General features: G+C 68.5%; 22 protein-coding genes. 14 read left to right on the top strand and 8 right to left on the bottom strand.

What is annotated here, in order from left to right; translation table 11 throughout:
* The first annotated feature begins 128 nt into the window (after positions 1-128).
* The 6 genes from thrS to A5789_RS30345 are packed head-to-tail and all read left to right on the top strand — an operon-like array spanning position 129 to position 6,676.
* A complete protein-coding gene (gene thrS / locus A5789_RS30370) occupies positions 129-2,186 on the top strand; it encodes a threonine--tRNA ligase (RefSeq protein ID WP_063019125.1) in 2,058 nt (685 codons plus the stop codon).
* An 8-nt stretch (positions 2,187-2,194) separates the two neighbouring features.
* On the top strand, positions 2,195-2,833 hold the full coding sequence (locus A5789_RS30365) for an HIT domain-containing protein (RefSeq protein WP_063019123.1): 639 nt from the start codon (positions 2,195-2,197) through the stop codon (positions 2,831-2,833).
* Position 2,834: 1 nt separating this feature from the next.
* On the top strand, positions 2,835-3,506 hold the full coding sequence (gene pgsA / locus A5789_RS30360) for a phosphatidylinositol phosphate synthase (RefSeq protein WP_063019121.1): 672 nt from the start codon (positions 2,835-2,837) through the stop codon (positions 3,504-3,506).
* Positions 3,507-3,528: 22 nt separating this feature from the next.
* A complete protein-coding gene (locus A5789_RS30355) occupies positions 3,529-4,512 on the top strand; it encodes a phosphatidylinositol mannoside acyltransferase (RefSeq protein WP_063019134.1) in 984 nt (327 codons plus the stop codon).
* Positions 4,509-5,633 carry a glycosyltransferase family 4 protein gene (locus A5789_RS30350; RefSeq protein WP_063019119.1) on the top strand — a complete coding sequence of 375 codons (1,125 nt, stop codon included), beginning with the start codon at positions 4,509-4,511 and terminating at the stop codon, positions 5,631-5,633. The genes A5789_RS30355 and A5789_RS30350 overlap by 4 nt, the downstream gene beginning before the upstream one ends.
* A complete protein-coding gene (locus A5789_RS30345; protein ID WP_064901664.1) occupies positions 5,633-6,676 on the top strand; it encodes an NUDIX domain-containing protein in 1,044 nt (347 codons plus the stop codon). Before A5789_RS30350 ends, A5789_RS30345 begins: the two co-directional genes overlap by 1 nt.
* A gap of 24 nt (positions 6,677-6,700) precedes the next feature.
* Here A5789_RS30345 and A5789_RS30340 read toward each other — a convergent pair whose 3' ends face one another.
* The 5 genes from A5789_RS30340 to A5789_RS30320 form a co-directional block, all read right to left on the bottom strand.
* Positions 6,701-8,095, bottom strand: a complete 1,395-nt coding sequence (locus tag A5789_RS30340; protein ID WP_064923627.1) for a PQQ-binding-like beta-propeller repeat protein — start codon at positions 8,093-8,095, stop codon at positions 6,701-6,703.
* Positions 8,096-8,392: 297 nt separating this feature from the next.
* The gene (locus A5789_RS30335) at positions 8,393-9,625 is read right to left on the bottom strand and encodes an NAD(P)/FAD-dependent oxidoreductase (protein WP_064901659.1); all 1,233 of its coding nucleotides are present in this window, start codon (positions 9,623-9,625) and stop codon (positions 8,393-8,395) included.
* Positions 9,622-9,804 (bottom strand): rubredoxin, encoded by a 183-nt coding sequence (locus A5789_RS30330; RefSeq protein ID WP_063019113.1) that lies wholly within the window; start codon positions 9,802-9,804, stop codon positions 9,622-9,624. Before A5789_RS30330 ends, A5789_RS30335 begins: the two co-directional genes overlap by 4 nt.
* A 1-nt stretch (position 9,805) precedes the next feature.
* Positions 9,806-9,997, bottom strand: coding sequence for a rubredoxin (locus A5789_RS30325; RefSeq protein ID WP_063019111.1), 192 nt, complete (start codon positions 9,995-9,997; stop codon positions 9,806-9,808).
* Positions 9,997-11,220, bottom strand: coding sequence for an alkane 1-monooxygenase (locus tag A5789_RS30320; RefSeq protein WP_064901660.1), 1,224 nt, complete (start codon positions 11,218-11,220; stop codon positions 9,997-9,999). Before A5789_RS30320 ends, A5789_RS30325 begins: the two co-directional genes overlap by 1 nt.
* A 203-nt stretch (positions 11,221-11,423) precedes the next feature.
* Between A5789_RS30320 and A5789_RS30315 the strand changes: the two genes are divergently transcribed.
* Both A5789_RS30315 and pdxS read left to right on the top strand, forming a co-directional pair.
* Complete coding sequence (locus A5789_RS30315) at positions 11,424-12,038, top strand: TetR family transcriptional regulator (RefSeq protein WP_064901665.1); 615 nt, start codon at positions 11,424-11,426, stop codon at positions 12,036-12,038.
* Positions 12,039-12,561: 523 nt separating this feature from the next.
* Positions 12,562-13,464: a pyridoxal 5'-phosphate synthase lyase subunit PdxS gene (pdxS, locus tag A5789_RS30310; protein ID WP_030513899.1), complete on the top strand. Its 903-nt coding sequence runs from the start codon at positions 12,562-12,564 to the stop codon at positions 13,462-13,464.
* Positions 13,465-13,590: 126 nt separating this feature from the next.
* On the opposite strand, the gene A5789_RS30305 is transcribed toward pdxS, so the two are convergent.
* A complete protein-coding gene (locus A5789_RS30305) occupies positions 13,591-14,022 on the bottom strand; it encodes a glyoxalase/bleomycin resistance/extradiol dioxygenase family protein (RefSeq protein ID WP_063019105.1) in 432 nt (143 codons plus the stop codon).
* A 90-nt stretch (positions 14,023-14,112) separates the two neighbouring features.
* Between A5789_RS30305 and A5789_RS30300 the strand changes: the two genes are divergently transcribed.
* Together A5789_RS30300 and A5789_RS30295 are read left to right on the top strand one after the other, a co-directional pair.
* Entirely contained in the window at positions 14,113-15,090 is a 978-nt protein-coding gene (locus tag A5789_RS30300) for a YafY family protein (protein ID WP_064901662.1), read from the top strand.
* Between the two features lie 138 nt (positions 15,091-15,228).
* Positions 15,229-16,200 (top strand): LysR family transcriptional regulator, encoded by a 972-nt coding sequence (locus tag A5789_RS30295; RefSeq protein WP_181064064.1) that lies wholly within the window; start codon positions 15,229-15,231, stop codon positions 16,198-16,200.
* Between the two features lie 52 nt (positions 16,201-16,252).
* Here the strand turns inward: A5789_RS30295 and A5789_RS30290 are convergent, their stop codons facing one another.
* Positions 16,253-16,864 (bottom strand): hypothetical protein, encoded by a 612-nt coding sequence (locus A5789_RS30290; RefSeq protein WP_063019552.1) that lies wholly within the window; start codon positions 16,862-16,864, stop codon positions 16,253-16,255.
* Positions 16,865-17,048: 184 nt separating this feature from the next.
* On the opposite strand from A5789_RS30290, the gene A5789_RS30285 reads away from it, so the two are divergent.
* The 4 genes from A5789_RS30285 (at position 17,049) to A5789_RS30270 (ending at position 20,989) form a co-directional block, all read left to right on the top strand.
* Positions 17,049-18,482 (top strand): MFS transporter, encoded by a 1,434-nt coding sequence (locus tag A5789_RS30285; RefSeq protein WP_082857483.1) that lies wholly within the window; start codon positions 17,049-17,051, stop codon positions 18,480-18,482.
* An 83-nt stretch (positions 18,483-18,565) separates the two neighbouring features.
* On the top strand, positions 18,566-19,384 hold the full coding sequence (locus A5789_RS30280; protein ID WP_063019556.1) for an acyl-CoA thioesterase II: 819 nt from the start codon (positions 18,566-18,568) through the stop codon (positions 19,382-19,384).
* A 67-nt stretch (positions 19,385-19,451) separates the two neighbouring features.
* Positions 19,452-20,114: a pyridoxal 5'-phosphate synthase glutaminase subunit PdxT gene (pdxT, locus tag A5789_RS30275; protein ID WP_030513906.1), complete on the top strand. Its 663-nt coding sequence runs from the start codon at positions 19,452-19,454 to the stop codon at positions 20,112-20,114.
* Between the two features lie 122 nt (positions 20,115-20,236).
* Positions 20,237-20,989 carry a YebC/PmpR family DNA-binding transcriptional regulator gene (locus tag A5789_RS30270; protein WP_030513907.1) on the top strand — a complete coding sequence of 251 codons (753 nt, stop codon included), beginning with the start codon at positions 20,237-20,239 and terminating at the stop codon, positions 20,987-20,989.
* Positions 20,990-21,044: 55 nt separating this feature from the next.
* Here the strand turns inward: A5789_RS30270 and A5789_RS30265 are convergent.
* A partial coding sequence (locus A5789_RS30265; RefSeq protein WP_255404303.1) for an alpha/beta hydrolase family protein occupies positions 21,045-21,833 on the bottom strand: 789 nt, incomplete at its 5' end.

The following is a 21,833-nucleotide window of genomic DNA, read 5'->3' as shown; positions in this document are numbered from 1 at the left end:
GCCGGTTCGCGGGCGGTCCATCGGCGCGCGACCGGTACTGTCCCGATAGCATTGGTCGCGCCGGTGACTTTTCTGTTCGTCGACCGGCCTGGACCGAGAATGCCGACATATTCAAGGAGAGCGCAGCCGTGACCACCTCAGCCCGCACAACCCTCGCCGCCCTCGTCCGGGTGCCGGCCGGGACGACGGCGGGCGCCGCGGTGCGCGAAGCGGGCCTGCCCACCAAGGGCCCCGACACCGTCGTCGTCGTGCGTGACGGCGAGGGCAACCTCAAGGATCTGTCCTGGGTGCCGGAGACCGACGTCGAGGTCGAGGCAGTGACCGCCGGCTCCGAGGACGGCCGCAGCGTCATCCGCCATTCGGCCGCCCACGTGCTGGCCCAGGCGGTGCAGCAGGAGTTCCCCGAGGCCAAGCTCGGCATCGGCCCGCCGATCAAGGACGGCTTCTACTACGACTTCCAGGTCGAGCGGCCGTTCACCCCGGAGGATCTGGCCAAGCTCGAATCCCGGATGAAGAAGATCGTCAAAGGCGCCCAACGGTTTTCGCGCCGGGTGGTCGAGGTCGACGAGGCTCGGGTGGAATTGGCCAAGGAGCCGTTCAAACTGGAGCTGATCGGCGACAAGTCGGGAATCGACGACCCGGAGATCATGGAGGTCGGCGGTAACGAGCTGACCATCTACGACAATCTCGACCCGCGCACCGGCGAGAAGGTGTGGGGCGACCTGTGCCGCGGCCCGCACATCCCGACCACCAAGTTCATTCCCGCGTTCAAGCTGACCCGCTCCTCGGCGGCCTACTGGCGTGGTGACCAGAACCGCGAGGATCTGCAGCGCATCTACGGCACCGCATGGGAGTCGCCGGAGGCGCTGGAGAACCATCTGCGCATCCTGGAAGAGGCCGAGAAGCGCGATCACCGCAAACTCGGCCTGGAACTGGATCTGTTCTCCTTCCCGGACGAACTGGGTTCGGGCCTGCCGGTGTTCCATCCCAAGGGCGGCATCATCCGCAAGGAACTCGAGGACTATTCCCGGCGCCGCCACATCGCCGCGGGCTACGAATTCGTCAACACCCCGCATATCACCAAGGGGCATCTGTTCGAGGTCTCCGGACACCTCGACTGGTACCGCGAGGGCATGTTCCCGGCGATGCACCTCGACGCCGAGTACAACGACGACGGCACCGTGCGCAAGCCCGGCCAGGATTATTACGTCAAGCCGATGAACTGCCCGATGCACAATCTGATCTTCCGCTCGCGCGGCCGGTCGTATCGGGAGCTGCCGCTACGGCTGTTCGAATTCGGGTCGGTGTATCGCTACGAGAAGTCCGGTGTCGTCCACGGGCTGACCCGGGTGCGCGGCATGACCCAGGACGACGCGCACATCTACTGCACCAAAGAGCAGATGCACGCCGAGCTGACCTCGACCCTGCAGTTCGTGCTGAGCCTGCTGCGTGACTACGGTCTCGACGATTTCTACCTGGAATTGTCGACGAAGGATCCGCAGAAGTTCGTGGGCTCGGACGAGTTGTGGGAGGAGGCCACCGACACGCTGCGCAAGGTCGCCACCGATTCGGGTCTGGACCTGGTTCCGGATCCGGGCGGCGCCGCGTTCTACGGCCCGAAGATCTCCGTACAGGCCAAGGACGCGCTGGGCCGTACCTGGCAGATGTCGACCATTCAGCTCGATTTCAACCTGCCCGAGCGCTTCGGCCTCGAATACACCGCCTCGGACGGCACCAAGCAGCGTCCGGTGATGATCCACCGCGCCCTGTTCGGGTCCATCGAGCGATTCTTCGGCGTGCTCACCGAGCATTACGCGGGCGCCTTCCCGGCTTGGCTGGCGCCCGTGCAGGTGGTCGGCATCCCGGTCGCCGACGCGTTCGCCGAACACCTCGACTCCGTGGTGGAGGAACTGCGCGCGCACGGTGTGCGGGCCGAGGTCGACCGCAGCGACGACCGGATGCAGAAGAAGATCTTCAACCACACCGCGCAGAAGGTGCCGTTCATGCTGCTGGCCGGCGAGCGCGATGTGAACGCTGGTGCGGTGAGCTTCCGATTCCGCGACGGCACGCTGGTCAACGGCGTGCCGGTCGCCGATGCGGTGGCGACCGTCGTCGACTGGATCTCGCGGCGCGACAACGCCTCGCCGAGCGCGGAAGGATTCGAGGTCCGGACCGGTGGGGCGTGAGTGAGGGCATGGTGGAAGAGGCTGTGACGCAACAGGATCCGGGTCGGATCGTCGACACGGGAGCGGGGGACCCGGACCGGTTGCAGCGATTGTGGACCCCCTACCGGATGTCCTACATCACCGGCGCGGTCGCGGCCGATCGCGACACCCGGAGCGCGCCGGCCGAGGCCGACGCGCCCGCCGGTGCCGAGGAGAAGACCTCGGCCGGGCTGAAGCATCCGTTCACCGAGATCCCGAAGATGTCGGACGAGGACGGGCTGGTCATCGCGCGCGGTGAATGGGTGTTCGCGGTGCTCAACCTCTACCCGTACAACCCCGGCCACATGATGGTGGTGCCCTACCGGCGGGTGGCCGACCTCGAGGATCTCACCCCCGAGGAGAGCGCCGAACTGATGGCGTTCACCCAGCGGGCGATCCGGGTGATGAAGAAGGTGTCGCGGCCCGAGGGATTCAACGTCGGGCTGAATCTCGGCGGGGTGGCCGGTGGCTCGCTGGCCGACCACCTGCACCAGCACATCGTTCCCCGCTGGGGTGGGGACGCCAATTTCATCACCGTCGTCGGCGGGGTGAAGGTGATGCCGCAGTTGCTGCGGGAGACGCGGGCCCTGCTGGCCGGGGCGTGGCACGAGGCGAAGGAAGTCGAGTAGCGTGCTGAGCTTCTTCGGTCGGGAGACGTTCGCCAAGGCGACCGCGCCGCTGGGACGGGCGCTGGTGAGCACCGGGCTCACGCCCGACGCGATGACGCTGATCGGCACCACCGCCTCGATCGTCGCCGCGGTGACGCTGTTCCCGACCGATCACCTGTTCTGGGGAACGATGGTGATCTGGCTCTTCGTCATGTTCGACATGCTCGACGGGGCGATGGCCCGCGCCCGCGGCGGCGGCACGAAATACGGTGCGGTCCTCGACGCCACCTGCGACCGCGTCGCCGACGGCGCCATCTTCGGTGCACTCGCGTGGTGGTCGGTGTATCACGAGCACAGCAAGCATCTGTTCGTGGCGACGCTGGTGGTCCTGGTGACCTCGCAGGTGATCTCCTATGCCAAGGCGCGCGCGGAGGCGAGCGGGCTGTCGGCCGACGGCGGGATCATCGAACGTCCCGACCGTCTGGTGATCGTGCTGGTCGGGGCCGGCCTCACCGGCATCGGTGGCTATTTCGACGTCGAGTGGCTCACCTATGCGGTGTATGTCGCGATGTACATCCTGGCGGTGCTGAGCATCGTCACCGTCTTCCAACGAGTCCTGGAGGTACGGAATTCGGCCGGGGCCCGCGACGTGATCGCGCCGGTGACCAAGGCCGACTCCGATTCGGCGAAATGAAGGTGGTACGGGCGTGACGCAGATGAGGGCGGCGCTGACCGACGGGGCCTATGCGGCCGGGTGGCGACTGGTGCGGGGGCTGCCGGAGCGCACCGCGCGTCGCTGGTTCGACTTCGGTGGTGATTGGGCGGCCCGGCGTGCGAACCGTGCCGCTCATCGCGGCCGGGGACCGAATCAGTTGCGCCGCAATCTCGCCCGGGTGCTGGGTGTCGACCCGCTCGAGGTACCCGACGAGTTGATCCACGCGTCGATGCGCTCGTATGCCCGGTACTGGCGCGAGGCGTTCCGGCTGCCGACCCTCGACCATGCGGCACTGGCGGATTCGCCGCTGATGCCGTTTCCGGAGGGCTTGGAACATCTCGACGAGGCACTGGCGCAGGGGCGCGGCGTGATCTTCGTGCTGCCGCATTCGGGAAACTGGGATATGGCCGGGGTGTGGCTGGTGCAGCACTACGGCAGCTTCGCCACGGTCACCGAACGGCTGCGACCGGAATCGCTGTTCGAGCGCTTCGTGGCCTACCGGGAGAGCCTGGGGTTCGAGGTGTTCCCGCTGACCGGCGGGGAGCAGCCGCCGTTCCGGCAGCTCGCGCAACGGTTGCGCGACAACAAGGTGGTCTGCCTGATGGGCGAGCGCGATCTCACCGGCAAGGGCGTGCCGGTGGAGTTCTTCGGCGAACGCACCTGGATGCCGGCGGGCGCGGCGAAATTGGCCATCGAGACCGGCGCCGTGCTGATGCCGGTGCACGCCTGGTTCACGGTGGATGAGCAGGGCCGTGAGGGATGGGGGCTGAAAACCGAAGCGCCGCTGGATGTTTCGGAGGGTATCGCGGCGGCCACGCAGCAGCTGGCGAATCGCTTCGCGGCCAATATCGCCGAACACCCCGCCGACTGGCATATGTTGCAACCGCTGTGGGAGGGGGACCTGTCCCCCCAGCGCCTGGAGCGGATCGCGGCCGCGCAGGCCGTGCGCGGCGGTGAGCGGCCCGCCGGAGACGCGGTGTCATGAGAATCGGCATGGTCTGCCCGTACTCGTTCGACGTGCCGGGCGGAGTGCAGTCACATGTCGTGGAGCTGGCGCAGGTGCTGATCGAGCGCGGCCACAAGGTGAGTGTGCTGGCCCCGGCCTCCGACGACACCGAACTGCCGGAATTCGTCGTCTCGGCCGGGAAGGCGGTGGCGATTCCGTACAACGGTTCGGTGGCGCGGCTGTCGTTCGGGCCGACCGCCTACACCCGGCTGCGGCGCTGGATCGCCGACAGCGACTTCGAGGTCCTGCACGTCCACGAACCCAACGCCCCGAGCATCTCGATGCTGGCGCTGAAGGTGGCCGAGGGACCCATCGTGGCCACCTTCCACACCTCCACCACGAGGTCGCTGGTGCTGGCGACCTTCCAGGGCGTACTGCGGCCGTATCACGAGAAGATCAGCGGGCGAATCGCGGTCTCCGAGCTGGCGCGGCGCTGGCAGGTGGAGGCGCTGGGCAGCGACGCGGTCGAGATCCCGAACGGGGTCGACGTGCCGGCGTTCGCGAATGCGCCACTGCTGCAAGGGTATCCGCGCGCGGGCGGGACGGTGCTGTTCCTCGGTCGCTACGACGAGCCGCGCAAGGGGATGGCCGTGCTGCTGGGCGCACTGCCCACACTGGTGGCCCGGCATCCGGACGTGGAAATTCTGATCGTCGGCCGCGGGGACGAGGAACGCCTGCGCCGGGAGGCGGGCGAACACGCCGGACATCTGCGCTTTCTCGGTCAGGTCTCGGATGCGGAGAAGGCGTCGGCGATGCGCAGTGCCGATGTGTACTGCGCGCCGAACCTGGGCGGGGAGAGTTTCGGCATCGTGCTGGTGGAGGCGATGGCCGCCGGAACCGCCGTGGTCGCCAGCGAATTGGACGCCTTCCGCCGGGTGTTGCGCGACGGGACCGCGGGTGTGCTGGTGCCGGTAGGTGACTCCGCGGCGCTGGCCGAGGCGATCGACGGGCTGCTCACCGACCGCGCCCGCCGCGAGGATCTGGTGCGCACCGCGGACCAGGTTGTCGGCGAATACGATTGGCCGGTCGTGGCCGAACAGATTCTGCGGGTGTACGAGACGGTCACCGTCGGCGACGCCCGGGTGAGGACCGCTGGATGATCACCTTCTCCGCGACGACCATCCTGGTCCTCGCGCTGATCGCGGCGGTGATCATCGCCATCGGAGTGTGGGCCTACTCCACCGCCAACCGGCTCGACCGGCTGCACGTGCGCTCTGACCAGGCCCGCGACGCCCTGGAGTCCGCCTTGGCGCGACGCGCGGTGGTGGCCCGCACGGTCGCGATCTCGATGGCCGGGCCGATGTCGGAGTCCACGGCGGCGGAGCAGTCCAAACGGCTGATCGCATTGGCCGACCGCGCCGAACGCGCCGACTGGAACGATCGCGAAACCGCGGAGAATCAGCTCGCGGCCGCACTCTCCGCGGTCGACATCACCTCGTTGCGTCCGCAGCTGGTGGCCGAACTCGCCGACGCCGAGGCGCGGGTACTGATCGCGCGCCGCTTCCACAACGACGCCGTACGCGACACGCTGGCGCTGCGTACCCGGCGCCCGGTGCGGTTGCTGCACCTGGGCGGTACCGCGCCGCTGCCCACGTATTTCGAGATCGCGGAGCGCGTCACCCCGGCGGCGACCACCGGACTCGAGGTCGACACCGTGCGCACCTCGGCCCGGGTGGTGCTGCTCGACGACGAGGATCGCGTGCTGTTGATGCGCGGCCACGACCCCCAGACTCCCGATTCGCCGTTCTGGTTCACCGTCGGCGGCGGCATCGAACCGGGGGAGACGCTGCGCACCGCGGCGGTGCGCGAGGTCTGGGAGGAAACGGGCCTGGCGCTGGACTCCACGCTGCTGCGCGGCCCGATCTGGCGGCGGGTCGCGGTCTTCCCGTTCAACGGGGAGCTGATCCGCTCCGAGGAACTGTTCTTCGTCGCCCGGGTGCGCTGGTTCGACCCGAAGCCCGCGGATCCGAGCGTCTGGGAACGTCGCTGCGTCACCGCCTACCGCTGGTGCCTGCCGCCGGATATCGCCGAACTCGACCGGATCGGCGAAACGGTGTACCCGTACCACCTGGACAACCTGCTGGCCGAGGCGCTCGCCGCCGCCGGTTCCGAGATCGAGCCGGAGGTCCGGTCGATCCGCTGAGCCGCGGCGATTATTCGGGCCGCCTCATGCCGCGGCGTATCCGGTGAACGCGTCCGCGAGCACGACAACCATCCGGCCGCCCATCGCTTCCACCGTCGAGCGCAATCTGGGATCACCACTGGGCGGCAGCGACATCGACCATGCGGTCGAACCGTCGCCGGCGTCGATCGCGTGCACGGTGGCGCCGTCCGCGAGAACGAGGTGCCAACCGTCGGTGAGGCCGTCGCGCACCGTGTTCGCGAGCCGCGCCGGCTGCTGCCACACCTGGTGTCCGTCGGCGAGATCGAGGCCGATCAGCGCCGTCCCGTCGAGCGATCGGACGATCACCGTGTGATCCACTACTCCTTCGACCGCGCCCTGACGACCGGTGTGCTCGTCGAGGCCGATCTGTGGATTGGTCCACAGCACTCGCCCTGTCGTTCGGTCGTAGGCACTCTCGCCGGTGAGGATCGGCGGCGACGCGGTCGCGGTCGGATACCACTCGAGCAGGAAACTGGGGTTGCGGACCTCGGTGATCGAGTGGCCGTTGCGATCGAGAAGTGTGACTCGTCCCGCGCTCCAGCCGCGATCGATCACCTGCGTGGCGATGATCCCGCCGTCGAATACGGCGCCGACGGGCCCGGTGAACAGCGGGTCGCCGGTGCGCAGATCGTAGACGCGAACGTTGCCGTCGTGACCGTCCCGGAAGTAGTCCGGCGCATCGAGTCTCGGCCTGACCGCGTCTCCGGGAACCGGGGTCGGATACGTTCGGCGCCAGCTCGCCTCGATGTCGGAAACGGTTCCCCGGGTGACGACGGCGGTCATCCGGTCGGCGGTGCGGCCGGCGACGGAAACCACGCCGTCGCGCACCGCCACGTCCGTCACCTCGAAGTCCGTCGAGCGGTCCGTGGCTATCGCGCCGGTGGCGGCGTCGACGATCAGCACTCGGTGGGTGCCGCGGCAGGTCAGCTGGCCGTCGAAGACGCGCTCGTTACAGCTGAGGAGTTCGCCGGCGTCGATCGTCCACCGCACCGCGCCGGTGTCCGGGTCGATGCCGTACAGCCGCACCGGTCCGGCTTTCGGTGCGGTGCCCGGCCCGGGCTCGCCGGGTACCGCGGTGGCCGCGACGATCATCGGCCCGGCGTCCATCGGCGAACCGTAGCCGTTGTAGTTGTCCAGGCTGTGCGGAAGTGCCAGCAGGACCGCGCCGGGCTCGTGCGACAGATCGGCAGCGCGTAACGTCCATCGCGGCACCGGGGCGGAGTCGAGCCGGCCGGAAATCCGGAACCGGCCACCGGCCGCGGGACCCGCCTGCGGCTGCTCCGGTGATCGGTTCACCCATACGACCGCTGCGACTCCCGCCACCACGGCCACGATCAGCACCGCGATCCAGATCCGGCGCGTGCCTCGACCGGTGAGCCAGTGTGCGGCCGCGTTCATCCGGCGGTCTCCTTCATCCGTCCAGCCGGCTCACGCACCGGCCCCACTGTGCGAAAGAGGCAAGGTATCAGCCTCTTTCGAGGTAGGCGACCGAGGACGTCCCAGCGCCGGTAATGCCGTAGCTCGAAAGCCCCTTCTCGTCGACGATCCCCGTCGTGGTCGGAGAAACTGTCACCGGCGGGCTTCGGTCGGCGACGAGGACGTGCTGCCGCGTTCGGTGTGGATGACAACGCGCCGGAACGCCCGGAGGCCGGTGTCGGCGCGGCGCGATCGCACGGTTGCGAAGCGGTCACTCGGTCAGTGGTGGCCCGAGAGTTCCGTGGCGGATGCCAGTTCCTGGAGGGGAATGGTTGTGTCGGACCAGGTTTCGGGACCGTGGGTCGTTCGGGCGGCGATGAGGCTTCGGGCGGTGCGCAGGTCGGCGGGACGGCCCACGGCCGCCGCGGCGACCAGTCGACCCGCCCGCAGGGACAGTGCGACGAACTGCCCGGGGGTGTCGGTGGTGCGGACCACGACGTCGTCCTCGGTGTGCGGTCGCCCTGCGAATTGGATCGTGACGCCGTACTGCGTGGTCCAGCCCCAGGTGACCTCTTGCGCGGGGAGGGGTTGTCCGAGAACGGATTTCGCCACGGCGATCCCCTGTGACTGTGCACTGTTCCACTGTTCGGTGCGCCGGTGGACCCCGAATTCCGGATCGTAGACGGCGGCGGCGTCACCGGCGGCGAAGATATTCGGCGCCGAGGTCGTATAGGACTCGTCGACGAGGATCCCGTCCCCGACGGCGAGTCCGGCCTGACGGGCCACCTCGGTCTCCGGTTCCGCGCCGATCGCGACGAGCACCGCGGCAGCGGTCCACTGACGTCCGTCGACAGCGGTGGCCCGGATATCGCCGTCGTCACCGTCGATCCGGTCCAGTACGACCGCGTCGTGAATGTCGACGCCCTTGCCGGCGTGCAGGTTTCGGCAGTGCACGCCGATCGCCGCCGGGGCCACCCGCTCCAGCGGAGCGTCACCCGCGTGCACGATCGTCACCGCCGCCCCGAGTCCACGCGCCGTCGCGGCGGCCTCGCAGCCGACCAGGCCGCCGCCCACCACGAGCAGCGATCCACCGGTCACCACGGCCGCGCGCAACGCCTCGACATCCGCCGCGGTGCGCAGCGTGTAGGCGCCCGATTCGGGACCGGGCAGTTCTCGGGCGCGCGCGCCCGTGGCGAGCACCAGGGCGTCGTAGCCGAGGGTTTCGCCGGTGCCCAGATGTAGCCGGTCGCGGTCGACGTCGATGCCCGCGCCCGGGGTCCCCGGGCGCACCTCGATGCCGAGTTCGCGCCACGATTCCGCGGATTCGAGCAGGAGCCGGCGTTCGTTCGCGGTACCGGCGAGCAATTCCTTGGAGACCATCGGGCGGCGGTAGGGCAGCCGGTCCTCCGCGCCGAGCAGCACGATCTCACCGGTGTAGCCCTCGGTGCGCAGAGTGCGGGCGGCGATGGCGCCCGCGACCCCCGCACCCACGACGACGATGCGTCCGGTCATGCGCGACTGACCTCGACCATCTCGAAATCCGCCTTGGCCGCACCGCAGTCGGGGCAGGACCAGTCCTCGGGAATGTCGTCCCAGCGGGTGCCCGGCGCGATGCCGTCTTCGGGCCAGCCGAGCGCCTCGTCGTATTCGAATCCGCATTGCAGGCAACGGAACAGCTTGTAGTCGCTCATATCAGGCGCCTTTCGTGAGGGTCGGATCGTGGCTCGCGAGATCGAAATCGACCTTCTCCCGCACGCCGCAGTCAGGGCAGCACCAGTCGTCGGGTATCGCCGACCACGCGGTGCCGGGCGGAAAGCCCTCGCGAGGTGCGCCCTCGCTTTCGTCGTACACGTAATCGCAGACGGGGCAACGGAATCGGGACATCAGGCGACCCCGTACTTCGCGAAGACCCGATCGCGCTTGCGGGGCTGGATGTTGACGCGGGTGATGTCACCGCCGTAGTGCGCGAGCACCCGCTTGTCCATCACGCGGCGCCACACCGGCGGGAAATAGGCGACGGTGATCATGCTGGCGTAGCCGCTGGGCAGATTCGGCGCGCCGTCCATACTGCGCAAGGTCTGATAGCGCCGGGTGGGGTTGGCGTGATGGTCGCTGTGGCGCTGCAGGTGGTAGAGGAAGATATTGGTGACGATGTGGTCGGAGTTCCAGCTGTGCTCCGGCGTGCAGCGTTCGTAGCGTCCGGCCGCTGTGCGCTGCCGCAGCAGGCCGTAGTGCTCGAGATAGTTGACCGTCTCCAGCAGCGAGAAGCCGTACACCGCCTGCAGCACCAGGAACGGCAGCACTCCGGGGCCGAAGATCGCGGCCAGCGCGCCCCACAGCACCACCGACATCAGCCAGGCGTTGAGCACGTCGTTGTGAATCGTCCACGGCCGCTTGCCCATCCGCTGCAGGCGCGTCTTCTCGAGCGACCAGGACGAGCGCAGGCTGCCCCACACACTGCGCGGCAGGAAGGTCCAGAACGATTCGCCGAACCGGGAACTGGCCGGATCCTCCGGTGTCGCCACCCGTACGTGGTGGCCGCGGTTGTGCTCGATGTAGAAGTGGCCGTAGAACGTCTGCGCCAGCGTGATCTTCGACAGCCAGCGCTCCAATTCGTCCTTCTTGTGGCCGAGTTCGTGCGCGGTGTTGATGCCGACACCGCCCATGGTGCCGATGCTGAAGGCCAGGCCGATCTTCGACACCAGGCTCAGCCCGCCGTCGACACCCAGCCAGGACAGATCGGCCGCACTCCACAGATAGCAGGCGAACACCAGGCTGAGCAGCTGGAACGGGATATAGGCGTAGACGCACCAGCGGTAGTAGCGGTCGTTTTCGAGCTGTTCCATCACCTCGTCGGGCGGATTCTGCCCGTCGGGCCCGAAGAAGCGATCCAGGATCGGCAGCAGGACGTACACCAGTAGCGGCCCGATCCACCACCACACCGGCGCCGCGTGGTGCCAGCCCAGCTGGTTGAACAGCCACACCAGGCCGGTGGCGAGCAGGACCGCGGTCGGCGGGACGAGGCCGAACAGCCAGAGATGGCGTTTGCGGTCGCGCCACTGCGGCGGCGCGGTCCGGGCCGGATCGCCGATTCGGGATGTGGTCACGGAGTTCTCCTCACGAACGGTACGCGGACTGCGCGCCGGAACGGTGCGCCCGGCATACGGGCTGCGTGGACGAGGTCGGGGCCGGAGCGCGGCCCGTTCACCTCGGCGTATTTACACTTTCTGAAGAAGTGTTCTCATTGAATACAGATGCGGAGAGATTGTCAATAGTCGAACAGTTTCGTGGACCGTGTACGATCATGGACGTGGCTACCGCGCCGAACTTCCAGTCCGATATGCGCCGACTTCTGCGCGAGCGCGTCATCGAGACCGCTCGTGGCCTGGTCTGTACCGAGGGCTGGGGCGCGGTGAACATGTCGCGGGTCGCCAAGGAGGTCGGTGTCAGCCGGCCGGTGCTGTACAAGGAGATCGGCACCAAACAGGACCTCGCCGATGTGGTGATCGCGAACGAGGTGGACGTCTTCCTGGTCGGGATCGCCGAGAAGCTGGCGGCCCACCCGGACGATGTGATCGCCGGCCTGATCGCGGCCGTGGAGTTCACCCTGCGCAGCGGCGCGGACAATATGCTGCTGAAGGCGGTGCTGTCGGGCCGCTCGGCGCCGGATACCGCACTGCTCCCGGCGCTGATGACCGAACCGGAACCGGTGCTCGGCCGGGCGATCGCCGCGGTGACCGCGACGGTTCGCGCGCAATACGATCTGGCGTCGGTGGGCGACGAGGAACTGGGATCGGTCGCCGAAACCGTTGTGCGCCTTGCTCTCAGTCATCTGTTCCAGCCGACCGGGCCGGTCGAACGGGCGCTGGAGCAGATCCGGGTCGTCGCCGTCGGACTGTTCGAGCCACTGCTGGCCGACGCGTGACGATTCGAGCCTGACGATTCGACGGTGGGAGACGTTGGCTGTCAACGCATTTCGTCGGAAATCCGCCGATCTCGCCGATACCCGGCCGTTGCCGCTGTGTGACAGGTCACCATCGGTTAGGGTCGAAACCGGTTTGCCGCACACCGAATCCGGCGAACCGGTGTGTGGAGGTGAGGTACCGAATGCATATGTCCTATCTGCTGTACGACTTCCTGCTGCCGTATATCGGCGAGCAGGCCGCGACGTACTGGGCGCAGCTGTTCGTCGTCGACCCGATCTGACGAACAGGTGGCGCCGGCCTGCGGTTACGGTCGTCCGGCGCCACGGGTACCCGCTCTCGGCGCGCCCGTAGCGACGCCGTAGCGGCCGCCTGCCGGGCGTGTGATTCCGGCCGGGGGCCGCGGACCAGTCCAGTGCTCTCGGACTGGCTATCTAGTGGCCTGATCGGGGCGCCTAGAATCGTGGAGGTTCGCATCGCAGCGATGCCTCCTCGAACGAATCCCCGATAATCAGGAGTTTGCCCGTGACAACGCCCGACACCACCTCGACGACCGGCACCGCCCGCGTGAAGCGCGGCATGGCCGAGATGCTCAAGGGCGGGGTGATCATGGACGTCGTCACCGCCGATCAGGCCAAGATCGCCGAGGATGCCGGCGCGGTCGCTGTGATGGCGCTCGAGCGGGTTCCCGCCGACATCCGCGCCCAGGGCGGTGTCGCGCGGATGAGCGACCCGGACCTGATCGACGGCATCGTCAACGCCGTCTCCATCCCGGTCATGGCCAAGGCGCGCATCGGCCACTTCGTCGAGGCGCAGATCCTGCAGAGCCTCGGCGTCGACTACATCGACGAGTCGGAGGTGCTGACACCGGCCGACTACGCCAACCACATCGACAAGTGGCAGTTCACCGTGCCGTTCGTCTGTGGCGCCACCAATCTGGGCGAGGCGCTGCGCCGCATCACCGAGGGCGCGGCCATGATCCGCTCCAAGGGTGAGGCCGGCACCGGCGACGTATCCAACGCGACCACCCACATGCGCAAGATCCGGGCCGAGATCCGCCACCTGCAGTCGCTGCCCGAGGACGAGCTGTTCGTGGCCGCCAAGGAACTGCAGGCGCCCTACGAGCTGGTCCGTGAGATCGCCGAGACCGGCAAGCTGCCCGTGGTGCTGTTCACCGCCGGTGGTATCGCCACCCCCGCCGACGCCGCGATGATGATGCAGCTGGGCGCCGAGGGCGTCTTCGTCGGCTCCGGCATCTTCAAGTCCGGCAACCCGGCCGAGCGTGCCGCCGCCATCGTCAAGGCCACCACCTTCTACGACGACCCCGATGTGCTCGCGAAGGTGTCGCGCGGCCTCGGTGAGGCCATGGTCGGCATCAACGTCGAGGAGATTCCGGAGCCGCACCGCCTCGCCGAGCGCGGCTGGTAATTCGGTCGGAAGACTTTCCGAGACAACGGCTTTCGCCGGGTCGTCCGGTACGGACGGCCCGGCTTCGTCGTACAGGCGTGATCGCGCCGCAACCCGGAGACCGTCCCGGAGTGTGCGGTCGGCGCCTCACCTGTCCTGCGCGATCGCCCCGATCCGATCCCGCGCCGCGAACTTCGCGATCGCGGCGGCTGTGACCGGGGTGAAGAAGTTGACCAGGTTGCCGTCCGGGTCGCGGACCAGCAACGACCGGTTGCCCCACGGCATCGTCGTGGGTTCGGCGACGATCTCGGTGCCGGCACCGGACAGCTCGCGATGGACGCGGTCCACATCGGCGACGAGGAATTCGGTGATCACACTGCGGTTGGCGCCCGGAGCGGCGGAATCCGGTGCGAACAGGGCCACCGTGCGCGTGCTCGCGATCGCGAGGGTGGCGGTGGCGGTCTCGAGCTCGGCGAAATCCTCGGTCGCCCACTGCGCCCGGACGCCGGTCGCGCGCTCGTAGAACGCGACCAGACGCGCGACGTCGCCGGTGATGATGCGGATGGAGACGAAATCCATGACTGTTTCCTTGCTGTTGAGAGGCGTTTTCCGCAGCGTAGGAGAAATAGTGGACACAATCGGTCCGGTATCGGATCTAGAGTTGTCCGCATGGCTCGACCCACCGGCCGCGTGCTGATCCTGCTGGAACTCCTGCAGTCCGGCGGTACCCGCACGGTGGCCGAGCTCGCCGACCGGCTGGGCGTCGAGGGACGCACCGTCCGGCGTTATGTGGACCATCTGATCGACCTCGACATTCCGGTGGAGTCCGTGCGCGGCCGCTACGGCGGCTATCGCCTCGCCGCCGGATACCGGCTGCCGCCACTCATGTTCAGCGACGACGAGGCCCTGGCCGTGCTACTCGGTCTGCTCGCCGGCCGCCGGAACGGCTGGGCCCCAACGGATGTCACCGCGAGCGAGACGGCCGCCGCCAAGATTCGTCGCGTCCTGCCCGCGTCCCTGACCCGGCGATTGGACACACTGCTGGAATCGTTCGACGTCACCGAGCAGCCGGACGCAGCGGCCCCGGCGCAGGCCGCGGTTCTGCTCGCGATCGCCGATGCGGTACGCCACCGCCGGCCCGTCACCATCCGCTATACCGATCGGCACGGCCGCGGAAGCGAACGCGTCCTGCATGCCTACGGCCTCGTCGCTCACGCCGGGCGGTGGTACGTGACGGGCACGGATCCCCGGCTCGGTGAAGACCGCACCTTCCGCCTGGATCGCGTCACCGATGTGCGAACGCTGCCCGGCTCGTTCGACCCACCCGCCGGTTTCGACGCCGCACAGCATCTCGTGTCCGGCTTCGCCGCCGCCGACTACCGATACGACATCGGCCTGCGAATCTTCGGCACCACCGAGCAGATCCGCGCCCATCTGCCCGCGACCGTCGCGACCGTGGCCCCCGCCGACGACGAGGAGGCGCCGCAACGCTGGTGGCGTGTCGACGTGCGGGCCGAGCGCCTCGAGTGGCTGCCGCCGGTGCTGGCGGCGCTGGATCGTCCGTTCGTCATCGACCGGCCCGAGGAGTTGCGCGACCGCGTCCGGGCCCTCGCCGATCGGCTCGCCGCCTCCGCCCGCCGAACCTGATCGCCCCTTCGCACCGGTGCGGCCGGTCCCTGCCGAGCGAATGAGCTTCCCGCTACTGTCTTTCGGGCACTGTGCGATCCTTCGCACCGATCGACGAGACGAGACAGGGGTCCACATCCGATGGTTGGGTCAGGGACTGTGGGCCGGGACCTCGATCTGGCGGCGGTGCGGGCGTTCGTCGCCGCGGCCGAGGAGCGGCAGTTCAGTCTCGCCGCCGTGGTTCTCGGCATCAGTCAGCAGGCGGTGTCGAAGCGGATCGCGAAGCTGGAGGACCAGCTCGGGACGGCGCTGTTCGACCGCGTCCCCGCCGGAATCGTGCCGACCGCCGCCGGTGCGCGGCTGCTGCCGCATGCGCGAGCGCTGCTGGCGGTGGCCGAAACCGCGGTGGCGGCGGTCTGTGAGATGCCGCGTCCGCTGCGTGTCGCGGTGCAGGGCGAGCGCCAGGGCGCGACCGAGCAGATGCGGTTCTACCTCGACCGCAACCCCGGCGCCGAGACCGAGATCGTGATCTCGAACGTCTTCGTCACGTCGCGGGACATGGTGGTGCACGGCCGCGCCGACGCCGCCTTCGCGCGCCCCTCGGGCGGCCCCCGCCCGCTGCCGCCCGATATCGCGGCCGTCCCCGCCTATGTCGATCCGGCGCATCTGCTCGTCGGCAGGGACCATCCGCTGGCCGTGCGCTCGGCGGTGCCGCTCGCCGAGCTCGCCGCGTACACGGTGTGGATTCCGGGTGCCGGGGTGGCATCGGAATGGGCCGACTTCTATCGCGAGCTGAGTGAATTCTGCGGTGTCACCATCGATACGACACCGCGCGACCGCACCCGGTTCCCCGGGCCCGACGGTATCGAAGCCATGCTCGCACGCATCGCGGACTCCGACACCCTGGCCACCGTCAGCAGCGATCACTTCCGCAATCCGTGGCATCCGCACATCCGTCGGGTGCCGATCGTCGACCCGACACCGGCCTATCCGCATGCGCTGCTGTGGTCGACGTCCAACACCCATCCGGGGCTACCGCACCTGATCGAGCATTTCCGCACGACCTACAACCGCGACATCGCCGCCGGCTGCTGGCTGCCCGCCGCCGACCGCGAGCGGTTCGCGGGCTGATCGCCGCGAATCCCGCTGCGCCCCTGCGCCTTCGGTTCGGGATCGACGCCGATCAGGAACCGGTGCGCACCGCCGGGCGGTCCGGATGATCCCAGCGCACGTCGAAGGTGGGCATGTCGTCGTGCTCGCGATCGTGGCGCAGCAGCGCGGGCACGGTCCACCGGTCCGCGGGGTCGGTTCGGCGCAGCAGCGCAGATTCCGACATCTGCAGCCGCACGGTGACATCGAAATCCAAACCCCGGCCGAGCAACATCGGCCCCGCGACCACCAGGACGAGACCCGGTTCGGCGGGCTGCATGCGCGCCCGAGCGGACCGATCCTCGACTTCGTCCCACAGCGCGGGCAGCCACCGCCCGCGCCCGCGTACCGCTTCCAGCACTTCACGATCCAGGGCGGCGTAGTCGAACCAGGCTGTGCGATAGGTCATCTCGTCGCGCCCGAACTCCAGCCGCAGCGATGCCGGGCGCACGAAGTCGTGCAACCACACCCGCTCGGCCGGCCGCCCCCGCGTGCGGATCCGCTCGACGATCCGGTCCGCCGGTTGTCGCGGGTGCGCACCGTCGGCGCCGTCGACGGCCACCACGACCGGCCCCGGCAGGGCGAGAGCGACCGCGGCGACCCGCTCGACCAGCCCGTCCACGGCGATCGGTTCGTATGCGGGCATCCGCCTATCATGCCCGCCCCCGCGCGGATCCCGGAGAGTCGCCCGGCGACCGGGTTTGCCATCACATAGCCTGAGCGGGTCGATTTCGGGCACGGCGGTACCCGCGAGGCGATCGAACACCCTCCGCGGACCCCACCGGCGCCGCTGTTCGACGGTTGTCGTGAACTCGAGGAGGTCGTGGTCCGTGGCGGTGCTGGTCCCGCGTGAACGTCCGAGGCGGTGGTCGCTCGACGACATCGTCGTCACCGATCCGCCGATCATCCGGCGCGCGATCGGTGCCGCGAGTATCGGCAACATCACCGAGTGGTACGACTTCGGCGTCTACGCGTATTTCGAGCCGACCATCAAGGACGTGTTCTTTTCCCATCTCGGGGACACCGCCGGCACGATCGCCACCTTCGGCCTGTTCGCGGTGGCGTTCCTCGTCCGCCCGTTCGGCGGCATGTTCTTCGGACCGCTGGCCGACCGCGTCGGCCGCAACAAGGTGCTCGCCACCACGATGATCCTGATGGCGGCCGGCACGTTCGCCATCGGCTGTATCCCGGATCAGGACACGATCGGGATCTGGGCGCCGATGTTGTTGCTGGGCGCGCGGTTGCTGCAGGGTTTCTCGACCGGTGGCGAATACGGCAACGCGATGACCTTCATCGCCGAATACGCACCCGACCGGCGGCGCGGATTCCTCGGCAGCTGGCTGGAATTCGGCACCTTCACCGGATATCTGCTGGGCGCCTTGGTGGTCACGCTCGCCGACGCCACCCTCACCGACGAGCAGCTGCTGTCGTGGGGCTGGCGGCTGCCGTTCTTCGTCGCGCTGCCGCTGGGTGTGGTCGGCGTCTATCTGCGGATGCGGCTGGCCGACACCCCGGCCTTCGCCGCCCTGGAGAAGGAATCCGAGGAGCGGGAGAAGGCGAACAAGACCGGCGAGGAGGCGAAGATCCTGGCCCGGCTGTGGCCGTACGTGCTGGTCTGCATGGGCCTGGTGGTCGTCTGGAATGTCACCAACTACATGCTCACCTCCTATATGCCGACCTACGTCACCTCGACCGTGCCCGACAGCACCGGCGGCGGCGTGTCCTCCTCGGCGTCGCAGTGGCTGCAGATCGCGGTGATGACCATCGCGCTGCTGACCATCCCGGTGATCGGCCTGATCTCGGACCGGGTCGGGCGCAAACCGATCATCTGGGCCGGCATCGTCGCGTTGCTGGTGCTGGCGTTTCCGATGGTCCTGCTGGTGCGCACCGACAACGCCTTCGCCGTGTTCCTGGGCCTGCTCATGATGGGCCTGACCCTCATCTGCTTCAGCGCGACCATGCCGTCCACCCTGCCGTCGCTGTTCCCGACGAAGGTCCGCGGCGCGGGGCTGTCGGTGTCGTTCAACGTGGCGGTCTCGCTGTTCGCCGGCACCACATCGGTGGTGGTCGGCGCGCTCGTGGGCGCGACCGGCGATCTGAACTGGCCGGCGTACTACCTGATCATCGCGGGGCTGGTGGGTGCGGTCTCGGTGTACTTCCTGCAGGAGCCCAACGGCCGGCACATGTGGGGCTCGGCGCCGGCCGCGCGGTCCGCGGAGGAGGCGAGGGAACTGATCGGATCGCAGGGGGAGCGGGCGTCGTGAGCGGTGTCACGGCGGAGAGTCGCGCGCCGGGGCGGGTTCGCCATCGCTTAGCCTGAGCGGGGCACGTGGCGGAAGGACGGTACATGGCGACGATCGAAGAGGCACTGGAGATCGAGCGGCTCGAGCGGGACATCTTCCGCGGCGCGATCACCAAGTCCCAGCTGGCGCGCACATTCGGCGGTCAGGTTGCCGGGCAGGCGCTGGTCTCGGCCGTACGCACCGTGGAACCGCGCTTCGAGGTGCATTCGCTGCACGGATACTTCCTGCGCCCCGGCAATCCCGCCGAGCAGACCGTGTATCTGGTGGAACGCATTCGCGACGGGCGCTCGTTCTGCACCCGACGCGTCACCGGCGTCCAGGACGGCGAGGCGATCTTCACCATGTCGGCGTCCTTCCATGTCGGCGACGAGGGTCCCGAACATCAGGACCGGATGCCGGAAGTTCCGCTGCCGCAGGACATTCCGGACGAACGCGCGTCGATGAGCCCGGAGCGGCTGTGGCTCATGCGCGAATGGGAGCACTGGGACATCCGGCTGGTGCCACAGGAAGAGGTGGTCCGGCGCGACGGCCTGGCCTCCCAGCAGCAGGTCTGGTTCCGCTACCGGCACCCGCTGCCCGACGACCCGCTGTTCCACGTCTGCACCCTCGCCTACATGAGCGATATGACCCTGCTCGGTTCGTCGAAGGTCACCCACCGCGACGAACCGACCCAGGACGCGTCGCTCGACCACGCGATGTGGTTCCTGCGCCCCTTCCGCGCCGACGAATGGCTGCTCTACGACCAGAATTCCCCGTCCGCGGGCTACGGCCGCGCGCTCACCAGCGGGCGGATCTTCAACCAGCGCGGACAGTTCGTCGCCCAGGTCGTGCAGGAAGGGCTCATCCGCAAACTGCGGCGGTAGGTGAGCGGCGCCACAACGGCGGTGGCCGCGGGCGTCGGCCGCGCCGCGCGACTCGTATGCTCGTGCCGTGAAACCGACCATTGGCGTGCTGGCTCTGCAGGGTGACGTGCGGGAGCACTTCCACGCGCTGGCCGCGTGCGATGCCGAACCGGTGAGTGTGCGACGGGAATCGGAACTCGAGTCCGTCGACGCGCTCGTGCTGCCGGGCGGCGAATCCACCGCGATCAGCAAACTGCTCGAGGTCTTCGGGTTGCTGGAACCGCTGCGGGCGCGGCTGCGCGCGGGCATGCCGGCCTTCGGTTCGTGTGCCGGGATGATCCTGCTGGCGTCGGAGGTGCTCGACACCCGTCCCGACGCGCAGTCGCTGTCGGGCATCGATATGACGGTGCGGCGCAACGCCTTCGGACGTCAGGTCGATTCGTTCGAAACCGATCTCGACTTCACGGGACTCGACGAGCCCATCCGCGCGGTGTTCATCCGGGCGCCCTGGGTGGAACGAGTCGGCGACGGCGTCGAGGTCCTGGCCCGGGTTCCGCACCGGCCGCGGCCGGGGACCGTGGTCGCCGAGGGCCCGTCGGTGGGCGACCCGCAGGAGGCGGCGGGCCGGATCGTGGCGGTCCGGCAGGGCTCGGTCATCGCGACCTCGTTCCATCCCGAGGTGACCGGCGATCTGCGCGTGCATCGCCTGTTCGTCGACTCGGTCCGGGCCGCGGTGGCCGCCGGTACCTGACCGTTCGCCGCGCACCCCGGCCGGGCGATGGCGGACCGGGCAGTAGACTGCACAGCGATCGCCGGAACGCAGATCGCGAATCTGCCCGGGCCTCGAGCACACCGACCTGAAGGAAGTAGGGAATGAGCGGCCACTCCAAATGGGCCACCACCAAGCACAAGAAGGCCGTGATCGATGCCAAGCGCGGCAAGATGTTCGCGAAACTGATCAAGAACATCGAGGTCGCGGCGCGCACCGGCGGTGGTGATCCTGGCGGAAACCCGACTCTCTACGACGCCATCCAGAAGGCGAAGAAGTCGTCGGTTCCCAACGACAACATCGAACGCGCCCGCAAGCGCGGCGGTGGTGAAGAGGCCGGCGGCGCCGACTGGCAGACCATCATGTACGAGGGCTACGGGCCCAATGGTGTTGCGGTGCTGATCGAATGCCTCACCGACAACCGTAATCGCGCCGCCGGTGAGGTGCGCGTGGCCATGACTCGCAACGGTGGCAATATGGCCGACCCCGGGTCGGTCGCCTACCTGTTCCACCGCAAGGGCATCGTCACGCTGGAGAAGAACGGGCTCAGCGAGGACGACGTGCTGACCGCGGTGCTCGACGCGGGCGCCGAGGAAGTCAACGACCTCGGTGATTCGTTCGAGATCATCAGCGACCCCAGTGACCTGATCGCCGTGCGCACGGCGCTGCAGGAGGCCGGAATCGATTACGACTCCGCCGAATCCGGCTTCCAGCCCTCGGTGTCGGTGGCGGTCGACGCCGACGGCGCCCGCAAGGTGTTCAAACTCGTCGACGCGCTCGAGGACAGCGACGACGTGCAGAACGTGTACACCAACGTCGATGTCTCCGACGAGGTTCTCGCCGAACTCGACGCCTGATCCGTACCGCCGCGGGCCGCTGCCGGATGGACCGGCGGCGACCCGCGGCGTGTGATCAGGTGTGCACGGGCAGTCCGAGCCGCGCCGACACCCACGGCAGCGACGAGGTGAACGCGGCCGCCGCGAACTGCCAGGTATGCCCGCCCTGAGTGGTGTGGATGGTGCACTCGATGCCGACCGCGCGGCCCTGACCACACAGTTTCTCGGCGGCACCGACCTCGCCGGTATCCATGACGCCGTCCTGGCCACCGACGCCGATGCGGCTCTCGTCGACCTGCGGCAGGTGGAACCGGCCGCCGGCGTCCTTACCGGTGCGGTCCGGGCGGTGCGGTGGCGTCAGATCGTCGAACAATCCGGCGACATCGGTATAAGGGCCGTGCTTCGCCATCACCGTCAGCGGGTCGAAGCGGTCGTAGGCCGCCGCGTCGCCGCCGTAGAGGCGGGAGATCGTCTGATCCTTGGTGCCGGACGTGGGGCCGAGATCGCCCGCGATATCGACGAAGGTGCGGAACAGCTCCGGATGCATCACGGTCAGGTCGGTGGCGCAGGTACCGCCCATCGACCAGCCGATTACCGCCCACTTCGCCGGGTCGGCCGGCACGCCGAAACGCGAGTCCACATACGGCACAACATCTTTCGTGAGGTGGTCGGCGGCGGCGCCGCGCGGCCCGTCGACGCATTCGGTGTCGTTGTTGAAGCTGCCCGAGGAGTCGACGAAGACCAGGACGGGGGCGCTGCCGGCGTGGGCCGCGGTGAACGCGTCGATGGCGGGCATGATCTGGCCGCTGCGCAACCAGTCGGCGGGAGTGTTGAATTCGCCGCCGATCATCATCACCGCCGGCAG

It is taken from the genome of Nocardia sp. 852002-51101_SCH5132738, from assembly GCF_001665695.1.
Taxonomy (GTDB): Bacteria; Actinomycetota; Actinomycetes; order Mycobacteriales; family Mycobacteriaceae; genus Nocardia; species Nocardia nova.
The sequence above is the reverse complement of the archived record's forward strand: the minus strand, read 5'-3'. Positions and strand labels throughout refer to the sequence as shown.

What these genes read in the sequence shown, in the direction of transcription:
- A5789_RS30330 (WP_063019113.1), bottom strand. Translation starts at nt 9,804, where the DNA reads ATGAGCGACTACAAGCTGTTCCGTTGCCTGCAATGCGGATTCGAATAC.
- A5789_RS30365 (WP_063019123.1), top strand. Translation starts at nt 2,195, where the DNA reads ATGGTGGAAGAGGCTGTGACGCAACAGGATCCGGGTCGGATCGTCGAC.
- A5789_RS30325 (WP_063019111.1), bottom strand. Translation starts at nt 9,997, where the DNA reads ATGTCCCGATTCCGTTGCCCCGTCTGCGATTACGTGTACGACGAAAGC.
- A5789_RS30340 (WP_064923627.1), bottom strand. Translation starts at nt 8,095, where the DNA reads ATGAACGCGGCCGCACACTGGCTCACCGGTCGAGGCACGCGCCGGATC.
- A5789_RS30280 (WP_063019556.1), top strand. Translation starts at nt 18,566, where the DNA reads ATGGCGACGATCGAAGAGGCACTGGAGATCGAGCGGCTCGAGCGGGAC.
- A5789_RS30305 (WP_063019105.1), bottom strand. Translation starts at nt 14,022, where the DNA reads ATGGATTTCGTCTCCATCCGCATCATCACCGGCGACGTCGCGCGTCTG.
- A5789_RS30300 (WP_064901662.1), top strand. Translation starts at nt 14,113, where the DNA reads ATGGCTCGACCCACCGGCCGCGTGCTGATCCTGCTGGAACTCCTGCAG.
- A5789_RS30335 (WP_064901659.1), bottom strand. Translation starts at nt 9,625, where the DNA reads ATGACCGGACGCATCGTCGTCGTGGGTGCGGGGGTCGCGGGCGCCATC.
- A5789_RS30270 (WP_030513907.1), top strand. Translation starts at nt 20,237, where the DNA reads ATGAGCGGCCACTCCAAATGGGCCACCACCAAGCACAAGAAGGCCGTG.
- A5789_RS30355 (WP_063019134.1), top strand. Translation starts at nt 3,529, where the DNA reads ATGAGGGCGGCGCTGACCGACGGGGCCTATGCGGCCGGGTGGCGACTG.
- A5789_RS30350 (WP_063019119.1), top strand. Translation starts at nt 4,509, where the DNA reads ATGAGAATCGGCATGGTCTGCCCGTACTCGTTCGACGTGCCGGGCGGA.
- A5789_RS30290 (WP_063019552.1), bottom strand. Translation starts at nt 16,864, where the DNA reads ATGCCCGCATACGAACCGATCGCCGTGGACGGGCTGGTCGAGCGGGTC.